The organism is Brevundimonas sp. NPDC055812 (genome assembly GCF_053616535.1).
Genome location: NZ_JBSHDX010000003.1, coordinates 133291 through 148350, shown reverse-complemented (window position 1 = coordinate 148350; position 15060 = coordinate 133291). Strand labels below are relative to the sequence as shown.

The 15060-nt window shown below is 68.4% G+C and carries 9 protein-coding genes; 1 reads left to right on the top strand and 8 read right to left on the bottom strand.

Annotated features, from left to right (window positions below; genetic code table 11):
- The first annotated feature begins 62 nt into the window (after window positions 1-62).
- Complete coding sequence (locus tag ACWGL1_RS06135; protein ID WP_452111487.1) at window positions 63-2510, top strand: zinc-dependent metalloprotease; 2448 nt, start codon at window positions 63-65, stop codon at window positions 2508-2510.
- Window positions 2511-2665: 155 nt separating this feature from the next.
- On the opposite strand, the gene ACWGL1_RS06130 is transcribed toward ACWGL1_RS06135, so the two are convergent.
- The 8 genes from ACWGL1_RS06130 to ACWGL1_RS06095 all read right to left on the bottom strand — a co-directional run bounded on the left by ACWGL1_RS06130 (window position 2666) and on the right by ACWGL1_RS06095 (window position 15057).
- Window positions 2666-3787: a P1 family peptidase gene (locus ACWGL1_RS06130; RefSeq protein ID WP_452111486.1), complete on the bottom strand. Its 1122-nt coding sequence runs from the start codon at window positions 3785-3787 to the stop codon at window positions 2666-2668.
- The gene (locus ACWGL1_RS06125; protein ID WP_452111485.1) at window positions 3784-5400 is read right to left on the bottom strand and encodes an ABC transporter ATP-binding protein; all 1617 of its coding nucleotides are present in this window, start codon (window positions 5398-5400) and stop codon (window positions 3784-3786) included. Before ACWGL1_RS06125 ends, ACWGL1_RS06130 begins: the two co-directional genes overlap by 4 nt.
- 2 nt (window positions 5401-5402) lie before the next feature.
- Window positions 5403-6260 carry an ABC transporter permease gene (locus ACWGL1_RS06120; protein WP_452111484.1) on the bottom strand — a complete coding sequence of 286 codons (858 nt, stop codon included), beginning with the start codon at window positions 6258-6260 and terminating at the stop codon, window positions 5403-5405.
- Window positions 6257-8791, bottom strand: coding sequence for an ABC transporter substrate-binding protein (locus tag ACWGL1_RS06115; protein WP_452111483.1), 2535 nt, complete (start codon window positions 8789-8791; stop codon window positions 6257-6259). The genes ACWGL1_RS06120 and ACWGL1_RS06115 overlap by 4 nt, the downstream gene beginning before the upstream one ends.
- Window positions 8792-8964: 173 nt before the next feature.
- A complete protein-coding gene (locus ACWGL1_RS06110) occupies window positions 8965-9810 on the bottom strand; it encodes an acid phosphatase (RefSeq protein ID WP_338578313.1) in 846 nt (281 codons plus the stop codon).
- A 23-nt stretch (window positions 9811-9833) separates the two neighbouring features.
- Entirely contained in the window at window positions 9834-11414 is a 1581-nt protein-coding gene (locus tag ACWGL1_RS06105) for an alkaline phosphatase D family protein (protein ID WP_452111482.1), read from the bottom strand.
- Window positions 11415-11481: 67 nt separating this feature from the next.
- The gene (locus tag ACWGL1_RS06100) at window positions 11482-13542 is read right to left on the bottom strand and encodes a TonB-dependent receptor (protein ID WP_452111481.1); all 2061 of its coding nucleotides are present in this window, start codon (window positions 13540-13542) and stop codon (window positions 11482-11484) included.
- Window positions 13543-13725: 183 nt separating this feature from the next.
- Window positions 13726-15057, bottom strand: coding sequence for an aspartate aminotransferase family protein (locus ACWGL1_RS06095; protein WP_291776384.1), 1332 nt, complete (start codon window positions 15055-15057; stop codon window positions 13726-13728).
- Between the last annotated feature and the right edge of the window lie 3 nt (window positions 15058-15060).

Below are 15060 nucleotides of genomic sequence, written 5' to 3'. Positions count from 1 at the left end.
TGCCGTTCGAGGCGTTCGGTGGTCTGAACGTCCGCTGTTGAATCCGTCGGAGGGGGAAGCCGATGTTGCGCAAGGTTCTGCTGGCGGGCGCCGCCGGCCTGGTGTTGGCCGGAGCTGCGGCTCCTGTGGGGGCGCAGTCCGCGCCGACGGCGGCGGCGTCGCCGACGGCCTGGCAGGACGGCCTCTTCGGCGTCCGCCAGGACAGCCGCAAGGGCAAGGTTTCGGTGCGCCTGCCGGCGCCGGGCGCGGACGGGGTGCTGGGACGGTATCTCTATCAACCGGGTCTGTCGGCGGGCCTCGGCATGGACGGAGCGGGACTGGACCGCTCGGGCCTGGGGCAGGCTCAGATCGTGGTGTTTCGTCAGGTCGGAGACCGCGTCTTCGCCGCCTTCGAGAACCATCGCTTCCGCGCCGTCGACGCTGATCCCGATCAGGTCAATGCGGTCGCCGCCTCCTTCGTCTCGCCGGTCGTGTGGTCGGGCGAGGTGGCGGAGACCGGAGCCGACGGGTCCGTCACGGTGGATCTGTCCGGTTTCCTGGAGCGGGACGCCGTCAACGCCGTGGGGCGGCTGAAACGGGCCAAGCTGGGCAGTTTCAAGCCGGCGCCCAATCTCGGCTATGTCGACGTCGCCGAGACTCTGGTCTTCCCCGACAACGTCGAGTTCCAGACGGTCCAGACCTTCACCAGCGACGAGCCGGGCGGCGAGCTGTCGCGCGTCTCGCCCGAAACACGCTCGGTCACCCTGGCGGTGCGTCACTCCTTCATCCGCCTGCCGGACGATGGCTTCACCCCAGTCCTGCATGATCCGCGTTCGGGCACCTCGGCCCAGGTGATGGTGACCGACTTCGCCGCTGATCTGGACACGCCGGTGGTCAGCCGTCTGGCCCGCCGCTTCCGGCTGGAGAAGACCGATCCGACGGCCGCCCGTTCGCCGGTGAAGACGCCGATCGTCTTCTACGTCGACCGCGCCGCCCCGCCCGCCATCCGCGAGGCCCTGATCGAGGGCGGCAATTGGTGGGCGCAAGCCTTTGAACAGGCAGGCTATCTCAGTGCCTTCCGGGTCGAGCTCCTGCCCGAGGGGGCGCATCCGATGGACGCCCGCTACAACATCATCTCCTGGGTCCACCGCGAGACGCGCGGCTGGTCGACCGGCACCAGCGTCAACGACCCCCGCACCGGCGAGATCGTGCGCGGCGTGGTGCAGCTGGGCTCGCTGCGCGACCGTCAGGACAAGATGATCATCGAGGGACTGGTCGGCGCCGCCCGCGCCGGGACGGGCGGCGAGGACGATCCCGATCGTCTGGCCTACCACCGCCTGCGCCACCTGTCGGCGCACGAGATCGGCCACGCCCTGGGCATTTCCCATAACTTCGCGGCCTCGACGTATGAGGACCGCGCCTCGGTCATGGACTATCCGGCGCCCTGGGTCATCGCGGACGGCGATCGTCTGGACTTCAGCCGCGCCTATACGACGGGCGTCGGCGCCTGGGACCGCTATGTCGTGGACTGGCTCTATGGCGACACGCCGGGCCAGAACCCGGTGTCGCGCCGCGCGGCCCTGGCGGCTGAGGCGCAGGCCAGGGGCTATCGCTTCGTCTCGGACGGCGACACCAGGCCGCTGGGCAGCCTTCAGGCCTATGGCGCCATGTGGGACAACGGCGAGGACCCGACGGCCGAGTTCGCCAATACCCTGGCCGTGCGCCGCATCGCCCTGTCGCGCTTCGGGTTGGACAATCTGCCGGACGGAGCGGCGGCGGCCGACCTGCGTCGCGTGATCGTGCCCATCTATCTGTATCACCGCTATCAGACGACGGCGGTGGGGCGATTGGTCGGCGGCGTGGACTACGCCTATGCAGTCAAGGGCGACGGTCATGAGCGGGCGGAGGCCATCCCCGCTGACCGTCAGCGGGGTGCGCTGGAGGCCTTGATGCAGGCCCTGTCGCCTGAGGTGCTGGACATGTCGGACCGGGTCATCGACCTGCTGTCCTCGGTGCAGTCGGGCAGTTCTGACCGGCAGATGCAGATCGAACTGTTCGAGAGCAAGACCGATGCGGTCTTCGATCCGTCCTCGGCCGCCGCCTCGGCGACGGAGGTGGTGTTCGAGACCCTGCTGGCGCCCGAGCGGCTGAACCGCCTGGTCGAGCAGGAGCGTCGTGATCCGGGGCAACTGGGTCTGGTCGAGACGCTGGACCGGGTGGCCGTCGCCGTCGGCCCGGGCGCGGCGCTGAACCCGCGTCAGGCCGAATTGCGCCGCGTCGCCCGCGCCCGTTACGCCGCCCATCTGGCTGCGCTGATCCAGGGCAAGGAGCTGTCCTCGACGGCGCAGGGCGCGGTGCGCGACAGCGCGCGGCGCTTTGGCGAGCAGTTGAAGCGCTGCCGCGGCGACCGGCTGGAGACAGCGCAGTGCGCCTATCTGGCGGAAGCTCTGACCGGTCCGGTCGAGGGGCTGAAGACGCTCAGCGAGACGCTGCCAGTGGCGCAGGCGGTTCCGCCCGGCGCGCCGATCTAAAGCCCTTCTCCCCTCGAGGGAGAAGGTGTCATGCGGAGCATGACGGATGAGGGGGCTGTTCCCGCAAGCGCGGGCGTCGAGTTCGTGGAGGCGTCCCCCTCATCCGAGCGCCTCCGGCGCCCACCCTCTCCCCCGGAGGGGAGAAGGGCCGTTGATTACATCTCCCGCCAGGTCTTGCCGGTGACGCCGTCATAGTTGGTGGCGTGATAGACGCCGCGCGCCACGGCGCGGGCCAGGACGTCGGCGGCGACGTTGCCGATCTGGGCCACCGCGACCTGACGCAGGGCCGGATTGTCGATGACCTTCTTGCCGGTGGACAGGCTGAACAGGGTGTCGCCGTCGAAGGGCGCGTGGGCCGGGCGGATGGCGCGGGCCATGCCGTCCTGCGCCATGATGGCCACGCGCTGAAGCTCGACGCGGGTCAACGCCACGTCGGTGGCGATGCAGGCGATGGTGGTGTTCTCGCGCGGTTGGGACCGGAACTTGGACAGGCCCCAGTCCTCGGCCGAGGCGTGCAGGCCCGATGAGCCGAGGCCGCCGAACTCGTCGCCGATCTCATAGGGGGCGGCCCAGAAGCTCTTGCCGCCCGGCGCCACGACCGAGCCGACGCTGTTGACCGCCACGATAGCGCCGACCGTCCAGCCCGAGGCCATGACGGCCGATGCCGAGCCGATGCCGCCCTTCAGCGCGCCCGCTTCGGCGCCATAGCCTGCGCCCGCCGTGCCGAGGTCGAAGCGGTCGCCCGCGGCCTCCAGCGCCTGAACCGACAGGCGGCGATAGGGCGGCTCCATCTCCCACTGCTTGTTCCCGCCGTTGGCCAGATCATAGAGGCAGGCGGTCGGGATGATGGGCGAGGGCGGCACGCCCGGCGCCCCGCCCATGCCGTAGCCGCGCCCGCGCATGCCCATCCAGGCGGCGACGCTGTCGGCCGAGCCGAGGCCATAGACCGACCCGCCCGACAGGATGATGGCGTCCACCTCCTGCACCAGGTTTTCAGGGCGCAGCACGTCGGTCTCGCGCCCGGCGGGGCCGCCGCCGCGAACGTCCACGGCGGCCGTGGCGGGCTTTTCGGCCAGGATGACGGTGACGCCGGTGCGGACGCCTGCGTCATGCGCCTGACCGACCTTCAGGCCCTCGACGTCCGTGATCAGGTTCAGGCGGCCGGTGCGACCCGAGGCGCGCGCGGCGGACTGGGCCGCCGGTTTGGCGCTGGCGGCTCCTGCTGCGGAGGCTGCGGCGCCGATCAGGGCCGAGCCGAGGACGGTTCTGCGGTTCATCCGGCGGTTTCCTTTTTCAGAGCTTTATTGCGGACCAGATCCGGCGTCGCCGCCAGAAGTTTCTGCGTATAGGGGTGCGACGGCGCGGCGAAGACGGCGGCCGTTTCGCCCTGTTCGACGATCTGTCCGGCCTGCATGACCAGCAGGCGATCGGTCACCGTGCGCACGACGCTGAGGTCGTGGGTGACGAACAGGTAGGACAGGCCCAGGCGGTCCGACAGGTCGGCCAGCAGGTCCAGCACCTGGGCCCGCACCGAGACATCAAGCGCCGAGACCGCCTCGTCCAGGCAGATGACTGAGGGCTCGGTGATCAGGGCGCGGGCGATAGCGATGCGCTGGCGCTGGCCGCCCGAGAACTCGTGCGGATAGCGATCGGCGGCGGCGCTGTTCAGGCCGACGCGCTCCAGCATTTCATCGACGCGGCGGCGGGCCTCGGCGGGGCTGAGGCGGGCGTCCAGAAGGTGGAAGTTTTCGGCCACCAGATCGCTGACTTTCCAGCGCGGATCAAAGCTGCCGTAGGGGTCCTGGAACACCACCTGAATGTCGCGGCGGATGGACTTCAGCGCGGCGCCGCGCGCGGCGGTGATGTCGCGGCCCTTGACCCGGACGCGGCCCGCTTGCGGCGTCTCCAGCGCGAGGATGGCGCGCAGAAGGGTGGACTTGCCGCAGCCGCTCTCGCCGACGAGGCCGACGCTCTCGCCCGGCTGGATCGACAGGCTGACCTGATCGACGGCGCGGAAGGCTTTGGACCCGCCGAACAGGGCGGGCGCGCCGCCGTATTCGCGCACCAGTCCCTCGACCTGAAGCACGGCGGCGGCGTCGGCCTGCGGGACGCTGCGGCGCGTGGGGGCGTGGGTGGCGTTGGCCAGCAGGCGTTGGGAATAGGCGTGCGCCATGCCGGTGCGGATGCGGTCGACAGGCGCTTCCTCGACCAGTTCGCCGTCCTTCATCACCGCCAGCCGGTCGGCGGTTTCGGCCACGACGGCGAGGTCGTGGGTGATGAGGATCAGGCCCATGCCGTCCTCGCGCACCAGCCGTTTCAGCAGGTCCAGCACCTGAGCCTGTGTCGTCACATCCAGCGCTGTCGTCGCCTCGTCCGCGATCAGCAGTTTCGGCGTCAGGGCGATGGCGATGGCGATGGCGACGCGCTGTCTCTGGCCGCCGGACAGTTCGTGCGGGTAGCGGCTGAGGGGGAAGCGCTCGGCGGACAGGCCGACGCGATCCAGCACGGAACGGGCGACGGCGAGGGCCTCCTTGCGAGACGCCTTCTTGTGCAGGCGCACGGTCTCGGCGACCTGATCGCCGATGGTCATGACGGGGTTCAGGGCCGTCATCGGCTCCTGAAAGATGATGCCCACGTCGCGGCCGCGCACCTGCTGCATCACGGCGTCAGGGGCGTTCGAGATGACCTGACCGTTCAGGCGGATCTCGCCGGTCAGGGTCGCGCGCGGCGGCGTCAGGCCCAGCACGGCCAGCGCCGTCATTGACTTGCCCGAGCCGCTCTCGCCGACCAGGCCGAGGATTTCGCCGGGGGCGACGGACAGGTTGACGGTCTTCAGGATCGGGGTCTGGCCGATCGACAGGCTGAGGTCGCGAATATCGAGGACGGTCATGGTCAACGCTCCCGCCGCACGCGCGGGTCGAACAGGTCGCGCAGGCCGTCGCCGGTCAGGCTGAGGCCCAGCACGGTCACGAAGATGGCCAGCCCCGGCATGATGGCCAGCCACGGCGCGAAGCCGATCATGGTCTGGGCCTCGGCCAGCATCCGGCCCCAGCTGGGCGCAGGCGGCTGGGCCCCCAGGCCGACGTAGGACAGGCCCGCCTCGGCGACGATGCCGACGGCGAACTGGATCGCGGCCTGAACGACCAGCAGACTAATCAGATTGGGCAGGATGTGCTGGAGCGAGATCAGGGCCTTGGACTTGCCCGCCGTGCGGGCGGCCAGGACGTATTCGCGGGTCCACAGGCCCTGCGCCGCGCCGCGCGCCACGCGGGTGAAGACGGGGATGTTGAAGACGCCGATGGCGATGACGGCGTTGATTGCGCCCGGCCCCATGACGGCGGTGATCATCACGGCCAGCAACAGGGCGGGGAAGGCGAAGATCAGGTCGTTGCCGCGCATGACCAGTTCGTCGACCCAGCCGCCGCGCGCAGCTGCGGTCAGGCCCAGAGGCGTGCCGATTGCGACGCCGATGCCGACGGCGACGAAGGCCACGACGAGGGAGTTCTGCGCCCCCGCCATGATCATCGACAGCACATCGCGGCCGAAGTGGTCCGTGCCCATCCAGTGGGCGGCGGAGGGGGCGGTCAGCTTGGCGGCGATGTCCACCGCCTCCACGTCATAGGGCGTCCAGACCAGGGCCAGCAGGGCGGTCGCCAGCACCACGGCGGTTAGGCCTGCGCCGACGATCAGCGACAGGGGCCAGCGCACGCGGGGCTTGGCGGGGGCGGTGATAGCGGGGGCGTCGGTCATGCGCGGCGTCCCCTCAGGCGCGGATCAGCGAACAGATAGGCCAGGTCGATCAGGAAGCTGACCAGAACCACGGCGAAGACCAGTACCACCACCACGCTCTGGACCACGATCAGGTCGCGCTGGGTGATGGCCTGGAACACCAGTCGGCCGAGGCCGGGCAGGGAGAAGACGTTCTCGATGATGATGCCGCCCGCCAGCAGGAAGGGAAACTGAAGGCCGAGGATAGTCAGGACCGGGATCCAGGCGTTCCTCAGGGCGTGGCGCCATAGGGCCTGGTTGACGCTCAGGCCCTTGGCGCGGGCGGTGCGGACATAGTCCTCGTTCATGGTGTCGAGCAGGGCGGTGCGTAGGACGCGGGCGAGAATGGCGGCCTGCGGCGCGGCCAGAGCCACGGCGGGCAGGATCAGGGCCTTGAAGGCGGGCCAGAAGCCGGCGCTCCAACCGGGGAAGCCGCCCGCCGAGAACCAGCCCAGGTTCACCGAGAACAGCAGGATCAGCAGCATGGCGATCCAGAAGTTGGGCAGGGCGACGCCGACCTGCGTCACGCCGATCAGGCCGGTGTCGATGGCCGTTCCCCTGCGGCTGGCGGCGGTGACGCCGATGGGCAGGGCGACCAGCAGCGACAGGACGGTGGCCATCAGGGCCAGCGGCGCCGAGACGGCCAGACGTTCGGCGATCAGGCCGCCGACCGGCACCTGATAGGTGTAGCTGGTCCCGAACTTTCCGGTCAGCAGGTCCCCGAGCCAGGCGAAGTAGCGCTCAAGGCCCGAGCCTTCGAGGCCCATCTGCTGGCGCAGGGCGGCGATGCTCTCGGGGCTGGCGTTCAACCCCATCATATAGCTGGCCGGATCGCCCGGCACGACCTGCAGCAGCAGGAAGATGACCACGGTTGCCGCCAGCAGCGTCAGGGCGTGACCGCCCAGCTTCTTCAGCAGCCAGGCGGCGCCGAAGCGCCAGGCGACGAAGACGAGGAGCGCCGCGCCCGCAATCAGGCTGATCCAGCCCCAGGGCAGGCCGCCGCCGGTGCGCTCGGCGCTGGCGGTCGTCGCGGCGCCCGCGCCGGTCCAGTAGGCGCCGGTCACGTCATTGGCGGCGATGGGGCCGTTGATCCACAGGCCGCTCACGTCCGCCTTCCACACGCCGATGCGCGAGGACTGGAACAGGAAGCCGTTGACCGCGTCATCGGCGATGCGGCGTTGCAGGTCGCCCAGCAGGCGGTTGCGCGTCGGCTCGTCAGGGGCGGTGTTTACTTCGGCCAGCAGGGCGTCGAAGGCGGGACTGTCGTAGCCGAAGTAATAGTCCTTGCGGCCATAGATGTCGTAATCCATCGGCTCGACGTGCTCGACGATGGTCAGGTCGAACTGGCGGCGCTTGAACACCTGATCCAGCCACTGGGCCCATTCCAGATTCTCGATCCTGGCGCGGATGCCCGCCTGGGCCAGTTGCGAGATCAGCACCTCGCCGCTGCGCCGGGCGTAGGGGCGGGGCGGCAGGCGCAGCGTCACGTCGATGCCGTTGGGATAGCCCGCCTCGGCCAGCAGCTGACGCGCCTTGGCCGGGTCGTGCGGATAGAGGCCGGTCAGGTCGACATAGCCCGGCGCCTGACGCGAATAGTGGCTGCCGATCGGCTGGCCGAAGCCGAACATGGCGCCCTGAATCAGGGCGTCGCGGTCGATGGCGTAGGACAGGGCGCGGCGCACCCGCACGTCGTTGAACGGGGCCCTGGTGTTGTTGATCCCCAGAATGACCTTGCCCTCCGAGGCGCCGACGACGACTCGGAAGCGCGGGTCGCGCTGGAACTGGGCGACGTTTTCGGGCGCGGGATAGTTGGGGAAGGCGTCCACGTCGCCGGCGCTGACGGCGGCGAAGGCGGCGGTCGGATCGCTGATGAAGCGGAAGACGACGGTGTTCAGGCGAGGCGCAGGCCCCCAGTAGCCGTCGCGGCGGATCAAGGTCAGCTGGCTGCCGCGCTGCCAGCTCTGCAGCTTGAACGGGCCGGTGCCAATGGGGGTGACGGCGTTGGTCGCGGCGCTCTTGGGCGAGACCATGACCGCGTCGCCCCATGCCAGAACGTAGGGCAGGGTCGCCATCGGCCGCGACAGGTGGATGCGCAGAGTCGCCGGATCGACGACCTCGACGTTGCGGATCGGCTCAAACAGGGCCTTCTGGGCGTTGGTGGAGCCTTCGGCCGTGATGCGGTCGAGAGAGAATTTGGCGACGACGGCGTCGAACGGCGAGCCGTCCGAAAATGTCACGCCGCGCCGCAGGTGGAAGGTCCAGGTCAAGCCGTCGGGGGCGGCTTCCCACGACTCGGCCAGGGACGGGGCGACGGCGCCGTTTTGGGTCAGCCGGGTCAGGCCCTCAAACACGTTGGCGTAGACGACTTCATCCACCGCCGCTGCTGCGCCCGAGGTCGGATCGAGGTTGGGCGGCTCCAGCGGCAGGCCCAGCAACAGTCGGTCACGCGGCGCCTGCGCCTGAACCTGCGGCGCCGTCAGGCCCCAGACGACGCACAGGGCCAGCGACAGCATAAGCGTGATCAGGCTGAACCGAAGTCCGCCGTTCCGGCCGCGCCGTCGGGATGCTGTCGCGACGCGTGTCGCCCCTGTCTTCGTCACCTGCCCTCGATCTCCCCCTTGCGACGTGGCCGATCTTCGTCAGCCTACGTCATGGATTTGCACTCACGCCATTGATTAAGCGCGCCTCACCACGGCTGGCGCGCCAGCGAGGCGGGGCAGGCGGCCGTGGCCTCGGTTGCGGCGACGCGGGCGGCGTCGAACTCTTCCTTGGCCTTGGCGAAGTCGGCCTGGAACGCCGGATCGGCCTTCAGCCGGGTGACGATGGTCGCGCCGACGATGCGGCCCGCCTCGACGTCGCTGGGATAGTGGACGCCGCAGACCGCACGGCTTTCGCCATAGGCCAGACCTCGGCGCAGGATGGCGTCGGCGCGGTCGGGCGCCAGTTCGGCCAACACCAACGACCAGGCCCAGCCCAGCGCCGAGTGGCCCGAGGGATAGGAGCCGCTGGCCGCCAGCCAGACCTCGGGCGCGATGCAGGTCGGCAGAGGTTCGACCACGAAGGGGCGCTTGCGGAAATAACCCTTCTTGGCTGGGGTCTGGATCATCTCCAGATCGCCCAGCATCTTGCCCATTAGCAGGGTCAGGGTCGGCATCTGTTCCGGCTGGAATTTGAAACCGAGGGCGCAGTCGAAGGCGCGGGGAGCGCCGGGCGTCTCGATCTCATTGTCGGCTCGGGCGATCTCCCAGCGTTCGGTCCCTTCCAGCGCGCGCATCTCACGATAGGCGGCGATGTCGGCCTGTTCGCGCAGGGAGCCTTCGGCGGGCGGCGGCGGCAGGAAGTTGGCGGCGTTGGGCGTGTTCTCGGCCGTCAGATAGCCGTGCGGGTGATCGCGGAAGCCCTCCCAGAAGGTCACGGGCGCGGCGGGGGCGACGACTGCCGCCGTCTGCGTCGAAACCGCGCCGGCGCAACCGCCCAGGGCCAGGGCGAAGCCCATGGCGATGAGAGAAGAAGCGAGGCGCGGGGTGGTCATGGCGGAACTCCGGTCGGAAAGGATCATGCGGCGACGGCGCCGGGGCGGCCCGATTCAACGGTCCAGGATTTCAGGGTCGACAGGCTGGCCTTGGGATCGCGCACGTCGCTGATGACCTGATAGCGCGTATCCATGCGGTCGGGGCGCACGTCGATCGACATATAGCCGCGCGGGCGGCTGTCGAAGAATTTCACCTGCGGATTATTGGGCATGACGGCCATCAGGCCTTCATAGCTGGGGCCGGTCGAGGTGATGGAGGTGCCGACGAACTCGGTCGCCACGGTGGCCGATGACGGGTCGCGGCTGTCCAGCTTCACGTCATTGGTCCAGAAGGAGTGGTAGTCGCCGCTGAGCACCACCGGGTTGGACGGCTTCAACTCGGACAGGGCGCCGGTCAGGCGGTCGCGCGCGGCGGGGAAGCCGTCCCAGGTGTCGGTCCAGTAGCGGTTTTCCTCGGCCGGGCTGCGGGCCAGACGCAGGCCCGCCATGACCAGATTCTGGCCCAGGATATTCCAGCGCGCCTCGGCGCGGGCCAGGCCGTCATAGAGCCAACGCTCCTGCTCGAAGCCGAGGAAGGTGCGTGACGGGTCCAATCGGTCGGTGCAGGTCGCGTCAGTGACGATCTGGCCCTTGCCGCCGTTTTCGCCGTCGCTGCACGGCTGTTTCGAACGGTATTGGCGGCCGTCCAGCATGAAGAACTCAGCGAGGTTCCCGTAACGGACGCGGCGATAGATGGGCATCTGCAGGGCGGCGCTCAGGCGCGTGCGGCGGATCGGCATGGCCTCATAGAAGGCCTGATAGGCGGCGGCGCGGCGCTGCAGGAAATCGTTGGGCGACACGCCCGACATCTTGGACCAGACGCCGGAATAGTCGTCTTGAACCTCGTGGTCGTCCCACACGGCGATGCAGGGGGCGACGGCGTGCAGGCGCTGCAGGTTGGCGTCCGTCTTGTGCAGGGCGTAGCGGTTGCGATAGCCCGCCAGCGATGTCGCTTCCTCGAGGTTGTAAGGGCGCACCACCTGGTCGGCGCGGTCCGGCCCCAGGCTGTATTCATAGATGTAGTCGCCCAGGAACAGGGTCAGGTCGGGCTGCTCGTCGGCCATATGGCCATAGGCGCTGAAATAGCCGCGCTCCCAGTGCGAGCAGGAGGCGACGGCCAGACGCAGGCGGTCGGCGGCGGCGTTCGGAGCGGGCGTGGTCAGGGCGCGGCCGGTCGGGCTCAGCTGGCCCTGGGCGATGAAGCGATACCAGTAGGGGCGGTGAGGGGCGAGACCCGTTACCTCGACATGGACGCTGTGCGCCGCGTCGGTCGAGGCGGTCACGTTCCCGGCGGCGACGATGCGGCGGAACTGGTCGTCGGCGGAGACTTCCCAGCGTACGGGGATGGCGCCCGACAAGCCGCCAAGCCCATCGGCGGCATGGGGATCAGCCGCCAGCCGGGTCCAGATAACGAAGCCGTCGTGGGCCGGATCGCCGCTGGCGACGCCGAGCGGGAACAGATAGGCGCCGCCCGCCTGCGCCCGGCCGAAACTGAGCACGGCGGGAGCGACGACCAGACCCGTCAACAGGGCGCGGCGATCAAGGCGGGAAGACGGAAAGGACATCAGTTCATCAGTCAAAAGGCGCAGGGCGGGCCAGCCGAAGCCGACCCGCCCTGCTTGGGAGGAAGCCTTAGAAGTCCATCGACAGGCGCACGCCGTAGGTGCGGCCCTGGCTGGGCGAGGTGGTCGGCCGCGACGAGCTGTTGAAGCCGTTGCGGGTCTCTTCATAGTAGGTGTTGAACATATTGCGCACCCACAGGCCCGCCCGCCAGTTGGCCCCGGCCGGTGAAACGCTGAAGTTGGAGTTCCACAGCCAGAAGGGCTCGATGATCGACGAGGCGCTGAGCGAGTAGAGTTCGTCGCGGTAGTTGTAGTTGGTCTCGGCGCGAAGCTCCCAGCCCGCCATTTCCCAGTCATAGGAGATGGCGCCGCCGTAGTTCATCTTAGGGAAGGCCAGGCGTTCGCCGGAGCGGTCGTTGGTGATGATGACGTCCCAGGGGCCGTCGACCGGGTTGGCGGCGTCGGTCGCCGGTCCGTCGATGGCGTTGTATTCATCATACTCGCCGGTCTTGTAACCGATGTTCTGGCTGATGGTCAGGCCGTCCATCGGCACCCAGGTCAGCTCGATCTCACCGCCCATGATGTGCGACTTGGGCACGTTGGTGATCTTGCCGAGGCGGCCGGTGTCGCGGTCGTATTCCAGACCCTGAACCTGCTGGTCCTTGTAGTCATAGTAGAACAGGGCGCCGTTCAATCGCAGGCGGCGATCGAACAGGTCGGACTTCAGGCCCGCCTCATAGGCGATGACGATTTCCGGCTTGAACGGGGTCGCAGAGGTGGCGTTGTAGGTGGTGAAGCCGCCAGATTTCACGCCGCGCGCCACGCTGGCGTAGAACAGGGCGTCATCGGTGACCTTATACTCCAGCCCCAGTCGACCCGAGACTTCGTTGAGGTCGGTGTCGTAGGTGACGGCGGGCGGCGGCGGATTGGGCGCGACATAGGTGCCGCCGCTCTTGAGCGTCCGCTCTTCCGTTTCCCAGCGCAGGCCGGCGATCAGGTTCAGCCGCTCGTTCACCTGATAGGAGTTGTGGGTGAAGATGCCGAAGGCCGAGACGCTTTGATCATAGGCGGTGTCGATGAGGTTCGGGTTGCCCCGGAACTCGGTGTAGAAGCCGCCGTCGATGCTTTCGTCGGCATAGTGGGCGCCGACCATCCAGTTGAACGGGCCGTCGCCGTTCGAACTCAGGCGCAGCTCTTGAGCAAAGACGTCGATGTCATTGTAAAAGAGGACGTTCGACTCGTGGAAGCGGGTGCTGTCCCAGTCGTTGAATTCGCTGCGCGAGAAGGTCTGATAGGCGGTGATCGACGTCAGGTCGGCCCAGCCGAGATCGGCGCGGATGCGGGCGTTGATGTCAAAGCCGTCATTGTCGCGGAACGGCTTGGCGTTGGTCGAGACGCCCGCCTTGGCGGCCAGTTGCGGTGAAATCCCCCAGCCGGTGATGCGCCACGCCGTGTCCTTGGGATAGGTCACGCTGCCGTCGGCGACGGTGTAGGGGCCAAGCAGGCGGAAGCCGCGGCCATCCGACTTGTCGATCGAATAGGTGGCGGCCAGGTCGACGGTGACGGTCTCGCTGGCGTCCCAGGTCAAGCGGCCGCGGATGGCGGTCTTGTCGAGGTCGCCCAGCTTTTCGCCAGTGTCGCGGTGATACTGCCAGGCGCCGCCCTGTTCGGTGACGGCGGCCAGGCGGCCCAGCAGGTTGGGCGCGATCTGGCCCGAGACATAACCCTCGACCTTGTAGCGGTCGAAGGTGCCGTATTCGGCGTTGAACCCGGCCTGGAAGTCGGCCGTGGGGGCGTTGGTGATGATGTTGACCGCGCCGCCGGTGGTGTTGCGGCCGTACAGCGTCCCCTGCGGCCCGCGCAGGACCTCCATGCGGGCGATGTCGAACAGAGCGCCCTGCGTGGTCACGGTGTAAGGGTGGGCCACCTCATCGACATAGATGCCGACGGTCGAGGCGTTGTTGGACGAATATTCGCGCGCGCCGATGCCGCGGATGCGGAACTGAGGCTGGCCGCCGCCGAACTGGCTGTCGACCTCCATGTTGGGCACGGCGTTTTCCAGGTCGTTGACGACCGAGATGCCTTTTTCATCCAGCTGCTCGCCGCCGATGACGCTGAGGGAGACGCCCACGTCTTGGCTGGCCTGTTCACGCCGCTGCGCGGTGACGATGATCTCGTCGACGCGTGTAGCCTGATCCCCCGATCGAGTCTCGCTTTGAGCGTCTGCGTTAGAGAAGGCGGCTATAGTCAGTAAGCTGACAGAAGACGCCAAGATATACTTCTTCATCTCATCCCCCTCAATACCATTGGTATTCTAAGGTGTGTTTTCTATGATGTTGGAAAGTCGATCGATCAACTCGTCGATCTGAGCGTGGCTGATAATCAAGGGAGGCGACAGCGCGATGACATCTGCCGTCACCCGTACTAAAATTCCGTCGTCAAACGCCTGGTGGAACACCTCAGTCGCGCGGGCGCCGGGCGCGCCGGGGCGCGGAGCGAGCTCGATTCCTGCGACCAGGCCCAGGTCGCGGATGTCGATGACGTGGGGCAGGCCCTTCAGGCTGTGCACTGCGTCCTGCCAGTAAGGCGTCAGTTCAGCCGCGCGCTGGAACAGGCCTTCGCTCTCGTAGACGTCCAGCGTGGCCAGCCCCGCCGCCGCCGCCAGCGGGTGGCCGGAATAGGTATAGCCGTGGAAGAACTCGATGCCCGGCCCCGCCGCGCCCTCGACCACCGTCTGATAGACGGCGCTGCTGACGCCGACGGCGCCCATCGGCACGGCGCCGTTGGTCAGCCCCTTGGCGCAGGTCATCAGGTCGGGCGTGACGCCCAGGGCCTCGGCCGCCGTCAGGGCGCCCAGACGGCCGAAGCCGGTGATGACCTCGTCAAAGATCAGCAGGATGCCGTGCTGCGCCGTGATCTCGCGCAGGCGCTCCAGATAGCCGACGGGGGGCACGATCACCCCGGCCGAACCGGACATGGGCTCGACGATGACGGCGGCGATCGTCTCGGCGCCGTGGGTCTCGATCAGAACCTCCAGCTCATCGGCCAGGTGCAGACCCCAGCTCGGCTGGCCGCGCGTGAAGGCGGCCTCCTCGAGATTAAGCGTGTGGGGCAGGTGGTCGACGCCGGGCAGGGTGAGGAAGCCGCGCCGGTTGTTCTCCAGTCCTCCCACGGAAATGCCGCCGAAGCCGACGCCGTGATAGCCCTTCTGGCGGCCGATCAGACGGGTGCGGTTCTCGAACCCCCTGGCGCTCTGACAGGCGAGTGCGATCTTCAGGGCGGTGTCCACGGCCTCTGACCCCGAACCGGCGAAGAAGACGTGGTTCAGGTCGCCCGGCAGCAGCATCCCCAGACGCGACGCCAGCTCGAACGCCAGCGGATGCCCCAGCTGAAAGGTCGGTGCGTAGTCCAGGATCTCGGCCTGGCGCTGGATCGCCTCGACGATCGGCTGGCGGGCGTGACCGGCGTTGACGCACCACAGGCCGGCGGTGCCGTCCAGCACCGCCCGACCGTCCGGCGTGAAGTAGTGCATGTCCCTGGCCGAGGCGAACAGGCGGGGCTGCGCCTTGAAGGCGCGGTTCGCCGTGAACGGCATCCAGAAGGGATCAAGGTCGTTTGCGGCCTTGCCTGCGCTTGCAGCGGTCATGCG

Coding starts and splice junctions, on each gene's coding strand:
- ACWGL1_RS06105 (WP_452111482.1), bottom strand. CDS start 11,414: ATGTCCTTTCCGTCTTCCCGCCTTGATCGCCGCGCCCTGTTGACGGGT.
- ACWGL1_RS06130 (WP_452111486.1), bottom strand. CDS start 3,787: ATGAACCGCAGAACCGTCCTCGGCTCGGCCCTGATCGGCGCCGCAGCC.
- ACWGL1_RS06120 (WP_452111484.1), bottom strand. CDS start 6,260: ATGACCGACGCCCCCGCTATCACCGCCCCCGCCAAGCCCCGCGTGCGC.
- ACWGL1_RS06115 (WP_452111483.1), bottom strand. CDS start 8,791: ATGCTGTCGCTGGCCCTGTGCGTCGTCTGGGGCCTGACGGCGCCGCAG.
- ACWGL1_RS06125 (WP_452111485.1), bottom strand. CDS start 5,400: ATGACCGTCCTCGATATTCGCGACCTCAGCCTGTCGATCGGCCAGACC.
- ACWGL1_RS06135 (WP_452111487.1), top strand. CDS start 63: ATGTTGCGCAAGGTTCTGCTGGCGGGCGCCGCCGGCCTGGTGTTGGCC.
- ACWGL1_RS06110 (WP_338578313.1), bottom strand. CDS start 9,810: ATGACCACCCCGCGCCTCGCTTCTTCTCTCATCGCCATGGGCTTCGCC.
- ACWGL1_RS06095 (WP_291776384.1), bottom strand. CDS start 15,057: ATGACCGCTGCAAGCGCAGGCAAGGCCGCAAACGACCTTGATCCCTTC.